8 protein-coding genes (1 of these 8 cut by a window edge) are annotated in these 7,385 nt (G+C 63.8%); 3 read left to right on the top strand and 5 right to left on the bottom strand.

Annotated features, from left to right (window positions below; genetic code table 11):
* On the top strand, nt 1–110 hold the end of the coding sequence (locus U5A82_RS00455; protein WP_326287819.1) for a hypothetical protein. The gene continues 466 nt to the left of window position 1, outside the view; only the last 110 of its 576 coding nucleotides appear in the window; the start codon falls outside the window, past its left edge; its stop codon occupies nt 108–110.
* A 29-nt stretch (nt 111–139) separates the two neighbouring features.
* Nucleotides 140–262: a hypothetical protein gene (locus U5A82_RS00450; RefSeq protein ID WP_326287818.1), complete on the top strand. Its 123-nt coding sequence runs from the start codon at nt 140–142 to the stop codon at nt 260–262.
* Between the two features lie 116 nt (nt 263–378).
* Here U5A82_RS00450 and U5A82_RS00445 read toward each other — a convergent pair whose 3' ends face one another.
* From U5A82_RS00445 to U5A82_RS21625, 3 genes are all read right to left on the bottom strand, one after another.
* Nucleotides 379–642, bottom strand: a complete 264-nt coding sequence (locus U5A82_RS00445) for a hypothetical protein (RefSeq protein ID WP_326287816.1) — start codon at nt 640–642, stop codon at nt 379–381.
* A gap of 72 nt (nt 643–714) precedes the next feature.
* Nucleotides 715–1,386, bottom strand: coding sequence for a DUF4197 domain-containing protein (locus U5A82_RS00440; protein ID WP_326287814.1), 672 nt, complete (start codon nt 1,384–1,386; stop codon nt 715–717).
* Between the two features lie 27 nt (nt 1,387–1,413).
* Complete coding sequence (locus U5A82_RS21625) at nt 1,414–1,563, bottom strand: aldehyde dehydrogenase family protein (protein ID WP_442802122.1); 150 nt, start codon at nt 1,561–1,563, stop codon at nt 1,414–1,416.
* A 289-nt stretch (nt 1,564–1,852) separates the two neighbouring features.
* Between U5A82_RS21625 and U5A82_RS00430 the strand changes: the two genes are divergently transcribed.
* Complete coding sequence (locus tag U5A82_RS00430; protein WP_326287813.1) at nt 1,853–2,689, top strand: p-hydroxycinnamoyl CoA hydratase/lyase; 837 nt, start codon at nt 1,853–1,855, stop codon at nt 2,687–2,689.
* 19 nt (nt 2,690–2,708) lie between these two features.
* Here U5A82_RS00430 and U5A82_RS00425 read toward each other — a convergent pair whose 3' ends face one another.
* Together U5A82_RS00425 and U5A82_RS00420 are read right to left on the bottom strand one after the other, a co-directional pair.
* The gene (locus tag U5A82_RS00425) at nt 2,709–4,121 is read right to left on the bottom strand and encodes a TolC family protein (protein ID WP_326287811.1); all 1,413 of its coding nucleotides are present in this window, start codon (nt 4,119–4,121) and stop codon (nt 2,709–2,711) included.
* An 11-nt stretch (nt 4,122–4,132) separates the two neighbouring features.
* Nucleotides 4,133–7,315, bottom strand: coding sequence for an efflux RND transporter permease subunit (locus tag U5A82_RS00420; RefSeq protein ID WP_326287809.1), 3,183 nt, complete (start codon nt 7,313–7,315; stop codon nt 4,133–4,135).
* Nucleotides 7,316–7,385: the final 70 nt, after the last annotated feature.

Below are 7,385 nucleotides of genomic sequence, written 5' to 3'. Positions count from 1 at the left end.
GACAGGCGGTCTATACGCTGACCGGGCGATCACGGGTGTTGATCGGCGTCCCCGCAACGCCGAGCCGCGTCGGCGCGACGACCCGGCAAGGCGATCTGTTCGCGCACTGACGGATCAGGCGGTTCGCGCGCGGCCCGATGTGTTCGAAGGCATCATCGCCGACATGCCGGGTATGGGTGAAATCATGGTCCGCCACACGAGCTATGCGATCGAGCAGGCCCCAGACCAGCGGCTGTTGCTGTTCGCGCGCTGGACGATGTAAGCGCGCAGCGGCTGGCGAAACTGGTGGAGGACATGGATGCCGAGGCGCTGCCTTATAACAGAATATAGCAACCGTTCGGACTGATCCAAACGGCTTGTGCCTATCAAAAAGCAAACTCAGTTTGTTTCGCGCTTCAACCGTTCAGCCAGCGCGTCGATTTCGTCCGGTTCCAGCAGCCATGTCCGTGTCTTGCGCCCTTCGCGATGAACCGGCTGGGTCAGTAATACGCGCGCCTGCGTCTTGGCGTGGTCCTTATACAGGCCGAAATGGACTGCGCAGTCGCGAATCGTACCGATCAGCGGCGCCTTTCCGTCCAGGTCGATCATGGTCGCGGGCTGATCCCAGGGGATGGCCGCGACGCCGGGATATTTCTGTTCCATGGGCAAGCGACACCATTTCCAGGCGTCGAAATCAAGACCCGAAGCGATTTATGTGCAATCTCGCCATCTAGCTTACCGTAGCAGCGCCATCAGGATCGGATCACGCGTCGCGCCTGGATCGCGACGAATCTCCGCTTCTTCGCGGCCGATCGCACGGAAGATGGCGTCGCCGATCTGGCCCGACACATTATCGGCCAACGTCACATAATCCCTGCCCCCGCCAGCGGAGAGGGCCGCTGTCAACATTTCAAACATGTCCGACCGCAGCGCGCGCGACGCACCTGGCAACAGAGCCTCCACCACCGAACCGCGCGCTTCGCGTGCCAGCAGATCGGTCGCCGCCGTCGGCCCGCCGCGCAGCACCGACACCGCATCGGCCAGCGTCATGCGATGCACTGCATCCATCACGATCGGCGTCGCATTGTCGGCCAAGTCGACCGCCACGTCGTTCAGCGCCATGCTCACGCGGTTGCGTAGCGCGTTCGTACGCAACAGGGCCGACAACATGGCGCCGCCCCTGCCCCCGCCCAGATCAGGCGTGACGATGCGGGTCAACTGATCGTCATAGAAACCGCCCGGCTCGGTCAATCGGGCAAAGGCGCGCTGGCTCGATAGTTCGAGAAGCCGCCGCACGGCATCCTCGACCGTATAACGCCCCATCGGCGTGGCACAGGCGGCCAGCGGCAGCAGCGCCAATGTCGCGATCAGGCTGCGCCTGTCGGAAAGGCCGAATGATTCCTCCATGACACGTCTCCCTTGTTCAAAGGGGCGCTATGGCCGGGTCAGACTTACCGGGCGCTGAACGCCGATCCGCTCGCCTGCCATGGTCGATCCGGTAGATGTGACCTTGTCGATGCCCGAATTGCGGATCAGATGATCGGACGCATCGCGCCCGGTCGCGACCAAGTTGACGACGCCCACGGGGCCGCCCGCCGCCTCCGTAGCTTCCGCCAGATATAGGCTTCTAGCGGCGTTTTGGGAGACGGCTTGATGATGACGATGCAGCCTGCGACCAGCGCATAGGCGACGTTGGACCATAGGGCGCATTCCACGGCACGATCGCCGCGACCACGCCCCCCGGTCGCTGCACGACGATCGCGGCGTTCACCATGGGCGAGGGGCACTGATCGATGCGGTCCTGGAAAAATGTCTTGCCTACTCCATATCACACATTGTATGCCTGTGATACATATTGCGCAGGAGCAGGATAATGGAAGAGCAGGACGTCGTTTCGGTACATGTCGAAAACCGTATCGCCTGGGTGAATTTCGCCCGGCCCGCCAAGCGCAACGCAATGAGTCCGACGCTCAACCGGCGCATGATGGAAGTGCTGGACGAGCTGGAATTTAATGACGACGTGGGCGTGCTGGTGCTGGGCGGCGAAGGCACCGCCTGGTCGGCAGGCATGGACCTGAAGGAATATTTCCGCGAAACCGAATCGCAGGGCCTGCGTGGCGTGCGCAAATCGCAGGCCGAAAGCTATGGCTGGTTCCGCCGCCTGCGCTGGTATCAGAAGCCGACCATCGCCATGGTCAATGGCTGGTGCTTTGGCGGTGGCTTCGGCCCGCTCTTCGCGTGCGATCTCGCCATCTGCGCGGACGAAGCCCAGTTCGGCCTGTCCGAAATCAACTGGGGCATCCTGCCCGGCGGCGGCGTGACCAAGGTAGTGGTCGACCTGCTGCCGATGCGCGACGCCATGTGGCTGACGCTGACCGGTGACCTGGTCGACGGCAAGGCGGCAGCGAACATGCGGTTGGTCAATGAAAGCGTGCCGCTGGACCAGTTGAAGGCGCGCACCACGCAGGTCGCCGAGATGCTGCTCACCAAAAATCCCGTGGCGCTGAAATTTGCGAAGGATGCGGTCCGCCGCGTCGGTACCATGACCTATGACGAGGCGGAGGACTATCTGGTGCGCATGCAGGAAGCCGCCAACTTCCACGACAAGAGCGAAGGCCGCAAGGAAGGCATCCGCCAGTTCATCGACGAGAAGAGCTATAAGCCTGGCCTGGGCGCGTATGACCTCAGCAAGGCGAAGACGTCGGCCTGAGCCGATCGGATGGGTGGGATCAGGCCTTGGCCTGACCCCATCCGCCGCCCAATGCCCGAAACAGGTCCACCTGCGCGAAGGAAAGCGCCCGCGTGGCCGTCGCCAATTCGGCCTCGGCACCTGCCAGCGTCCGCTGCGCGTCGAGGACGGTCAGGAAATCGGCACGCCCTTCGCGTTGCCGTGCCAGACTGATGCGGGCCGCCCGGGCCGCTTCGTCGCGCGCTGCGCCCAGCGTCTGAGTCCGTTCGAAGGCATGGGCATAGGCGGACAAGGCGCGTTCGCTTTCTTCCAGCGCCAGCAATACCGTACCATCGAAAGTCGCAAGCGACGCAGCGCCATCCGCTTTCGCCGCGCCGATCCTTGCACGGATCGCCTCCTGATTGGGGAAGGCCCAGCTGATCAACGGTCCCAGCAGCCAGTTCAACGGTCCACCACCGAACAAATTATTGCCCCCCAGCGCCGTGGTGCCGACCGAGCCACCCAGCGTGATGCGGGGGTAGAGATCGGCTGTCGCCACGCCGATCCGCGCCGTATCCGCTGCCAGTCGCCGCTCGGCCGCGCGCACATCGGGTCGTCGCGCCAGGAGAGCTTGCCCGTCTCCGACCGGGATCGGCTGGGAAAGCTGCGGCGTATGCATGGCCGCGCGCACGTTGTCGGGCAGTTGTTGGGGCGTCCGCCCGGTCAGCGTCGCCAGCCGGAACATCGCCGCATCCCGATCCGCCGCCAGCGATGGGATCGCCGCCTTTTGTTGATCGCGCAGCGCCGTCACCCGGATCACGTCCAGCCGATCCGACCGGCCAGCTTCGAACCGCGCGTTCGTGATGCGGATAGACTGATCGAGCAGCGCCACGGTGCGCTCGGCCACCGCCAGGCGCTCAGCCGTGGCAGTGACATCCAGATAGGCGCGCACGGTGTCGGCGATCACCGCCACCCGCACGCCGTCGGCATCCGCCTGTGCCGCGGCCAGATCGCCGCGAGACGCTTCCACCCCGCGCTTCACGCGGCCGAACAGGTCGAGCTCGTAAGAGATGTCCAGTCCGCCATCGAATATCCAGTTTTCCCGATCGATATTGGGCAGCGATTGCGCCTGCGACGTCCGGTTGTAGGTGCCCGAGACGCCGAGGCCTGTCTGCGGCAGGCGATCGGATTTCGCGCCCCGCAATGATGCTCTCGCACGCTCTATTCGCGCGACGGCGACGCGGATGTCGGTATTGGCGGCCAAAGCGTCATCGACCAGCGTGTCGAGCAAAGGATCGCCATAGAGCGTCCACCAGCGATCCTGCACCGGGGCCTGCGAAACCGCCGGGCTGGCCGCGCCGATGAAGGGCGCGGCGGCGGTGGTCGGCGTGACAGGCGCCTTATAGTCCGGCCCGGCGGCGCAGGCCGTCAGGGCGCTAGCGCCAAGCAACAGTGCGATGAAATTGCGTGTCATGGCTGTGGTCCTCATTCGGCCGACTGCAAAGCAGCATCGGCTTGCCCGTGCCCGCGACGGGCGAAACGATCGCCCAGCGCACGGCACACAACGTAGAAAGTGGGGGTGAAAAGCAGGCCGAAGGCGGTGACGCCGGTCATGCCGAAGAAGACCGCAGTCCCCAACGCCTGCCGCAGTTCCGCACCCGCGCCGGTGGCGATCACCAGAGGCACCGCCCCCAAGATGAAGGCGAAGCTGGTCATCAGGATCGGGCGAAGGCGAGTCTGCGCCGCCTGCACTGCGGCTTCGACCGGGGACAGGCCCTGCTCCTCTTCCGCCTGCTTGGCGAACTCCACCACCAGGATGGCGTTCTTGGCAGCCAGGGCGATCAACACGACCAGACCGATCTGCGTCAGGATATTATTGTCCATTCCCCGCAAGTTGATGCCCAGCATGGCGGCGAACAGGCACATCGGCACGATGAGAATGATCGCCAATGGGAGCGTCAGGCTTTCATATTGCGACGCCAGCACCAGGAAGACGAAGAAGACGGCCATGCCGAACACGATGCCGGCGGTATTGCCCGCGCTGTTCTGCTGATAGGCGATGCCCGTCCATTCGCTGGCATAGCCATCGGGCAGCGCCGCGCTCATCTTGTCGATGGTCGTGAGCGACTGGCCGGAAGAATAGCCCGGCGCGGTATCGCCGTCGATTTCCACCGCAGGCATCAGGTTATAGCGCACCACGCGGTAGGGACCGGTCTTGTCGCGGAACGTGGACACCGACCCGATCGGCACCATCCCCCCGGCGTTGGACCGGGTCTTGAGGTTGGCGATATCCGCGACCGTGCCGCGATGCGCCGCATCCGCCTGCGCGGTGACGCGATAGGTGCGGCCCAGCAGGTTGAAGTCGTTGACGAAGGCGGACCCCAGATAGACCTGCATCGCTTCGAACACGCGTTCGGGCGGCACGCCCAGCAGGTCGGCCTTGGCTCGGTCGACATCGGCATAGATGCGCGGGGTGCTGACATCGAACAGCGTGTAGATCATCGCCAGGCCCGGCGTCTGGTTGGCTTTGCCGATGAAGTCCTGCGCCACCTTGTTCAGTTCGGCATAGCCGCGATCCTGCCGGTCCTCCAGCATGATGCGATAGCCCCCGGCCGAACCGATGCCCTGGATGACCGGTGGCGGCACCAGAAGGATGCGCGCCTTATCATAGCCCGCCATCGCCTTGTTCGCCTGTTCCATGATTCCGGCATAGGTCACGCCTTCGGCCTTGCGTTCGGCAAAGCTTTTGAAGGGGAAGTAGATCGCCGCCGAATTGGGCGCCGCCGTCTGCGACGGGCCATGGAAGCCGGCGAACATCACCGCGCCGCGCAGCCCCTTGATCGGCAGGATCTTCTCCGCCACTTCACGTGTCACCTTGTCGGTCCGTTCGAGCGACGCTCCGGAAGGCAGTTGCACCACGGCCAGGAAATAGCCCTGGTCCTGTGACGGGATGAAGCCAGCAGGCGTCACCCAGAACAGGCCCGCCGTCGCCACGATCAGTCCGGCATAGGTCAGCAACATCTTCTTAGGTCGGGCGACCAGCCAGCGGGTGAGGCGGGCATAGCCCTCGCTCATCCGGTCAAAGCCATTGTTGAAGCCATCGACCGCGACGCCCAGCTTCTGCCGCCAGAGCGGATCGTTGCTGCGATCACGCGGACCGTGTTTGGCATGGAGCAGTAGCGCGGCCGCAGCAGGAGACAGCGTAAGAGACAGTATCAGCGAGATAATCGTCGCAGTCGAAATGGTCACAGCGAACTGTTGATAAAAGGCGCCGGAAATGCCGGTGATGAAGAGCGTCGGCACGAACACCGCGCACAACACCAGCACGATCGCAACCAGCGCGCCCGACACTTCGTCCATCGACGTGCGCGCCGCCTCCAGCGGGGACATGCCCCGACCGATATTGCGCTCGACATTTTCGACCACGACGATGGCGTCATCAACGACGATGCCGATCGCCAGCACCAGGCCGAACAGAGACAGATTGTTGAGCGAATAGCCAAGACCCGCCAGGATCGTCGCCGTACCGATGAGCGACACCGGAATGGCGATGATCGGAATGATCGCTGCGCGCCAGTTTTGCAGGAAGACAAGGATGACGAGCACAACCAGCAGCACGGCTTCGAACAGGGTCTGGTAGACCGCGTCGATCGACTGGCTGATAAATTCGGTCGGGTTGTAAATGACGCTATATTCCAGTCCTTTGGGGAAGCGCTGGGACAGCTGGTCCATTTCCGCCTTCACATGTTCCGCCGCGTCGAGCGCGTTGGAACCCGGGCGCTGCATCACGGCGATGACGACGGTGGGCTTGCCCGACAGATAGGTGTTGATCGCATAATCCTGCGCACCCAGCTCGACACGGGCAACGTCGCGGACGCGCACCTGTCGGCCGTTGGCATCGCTACGGATCACGATATTGGAGAATTGATCGGGCGACGTCAGGCGACCCTGCATCTCGACGCCGAGTTGGAAGGCCTCGCCCCGGTCGTAAGGCGGCTGGCCGATCGCACCGGCCGACACCTGAACATTCTGCGCCCGCAGCGCCGATACGATCTCGCCCGCCGTCAGGTCCATCGCCGCGGCGCGGCCCGGATCGATCCAGATCCGCATCGCATAGTCGCGCGATCCGAACAGTTGGACGTCGCCCACGCCGTCCAGTCGAGCCAATCGATCACGGACCTGTGTCAACGCATAGTTGGACAGATAATTGCGATCGAACGTGCCATCGGGCGACTGGAGGTTGACCACCATCAGAAATTCGGGCGTCGTCTTGCGCGTCACGACGCCCAGGCGCTGCACTTCTTCGGGCAAGCGCGGGACGGCGACGGCCACGCGGTTCTGCACCAGCACCTGTGCGGCATCCAGGTCGGTGCCGATCTTGAAGGTGACGGTGATCGTCACCTTGCCGTCGCCGGTCGACTGGCTGCTTTGGTACAGCATGTCGTCGACGCCGTTGATTTCCTGTTCGATCGGCGCGGCCACGGTCGACGCGACCGTTTCGGCGGACGCGCCAGGATATTGGGCGGACACCGTTACCGTCGGTGGGACGATGTCGGGATATTGGCTGATGGGCAGGCCGACGAAGGCGAGCGCCCCGACGACGGTGATGATGACAGCGATGACCGCAGCGAAGATCGGTCGATCAATGAAAAAGCGCGAAAAACGCATCAAATGGTCCTTTGCGAAGAGCAAAAGGGAGGCCGCGCGATCCGCCTAGTGGGGCGGATCGCGGACGGGA

Source organism: Sphingobium sp. CR2-8 (assembly GCF_035818615.1).
Taxonomy (GTDB): domain Bacteria; phylum Pseudomonadota; class Alphaproteobacteria; order Sphingomonadales; family Sphingomonadaceae; genus Sphingobium.
The sequence above is the reverse complement of the archived record's forward strand: the minus strand, read 5'-3'. Positions and strand labels throughout refer to the sequence as shown.

What these genes read in the sequence shown, in the direction of transcription:
- U5A82_RS00445 (WP_326287816.1), bottom strand. Translation starts at nt 642, where the DNA reads ATGGAACAGAAATATCCCGGCGTCGCGGCCATCCCCTGGGATCAGCCC.
- U5A82_RS00440 (WP_326287814.1), bottom strand. Translation starts at nt 1,386, where the DNA reads ATGGAGGAATCATTCGGCCTTTCCGACAGGCGCAGCCTGATCGCGACA.
- U5A82_RS00430 (WP_326287813.1), top strand. Translation starts at nt 1,853, where the DNA reads ATGGAAGAGCAGGACGTCGTTTCGGTACATGTCGAAAACCGTATCGCC.
- U5A82_RS00425 (WP_326287811.1), bottom strand. Translation starts at nt 4,121, where the DNA reads ATGACACGCAATTTCATCGCACTGTTGCTTGGCGCTAGCGCCCTGACG.
- U5A82_RS00420 (WP_326287809.1), bottom strand. Translation starts at nt 7,315, where the DNA reads ATGCGTTTTTCGCGCTTTTTCATTGATCGACCGATCTTCGCTGCGGTC.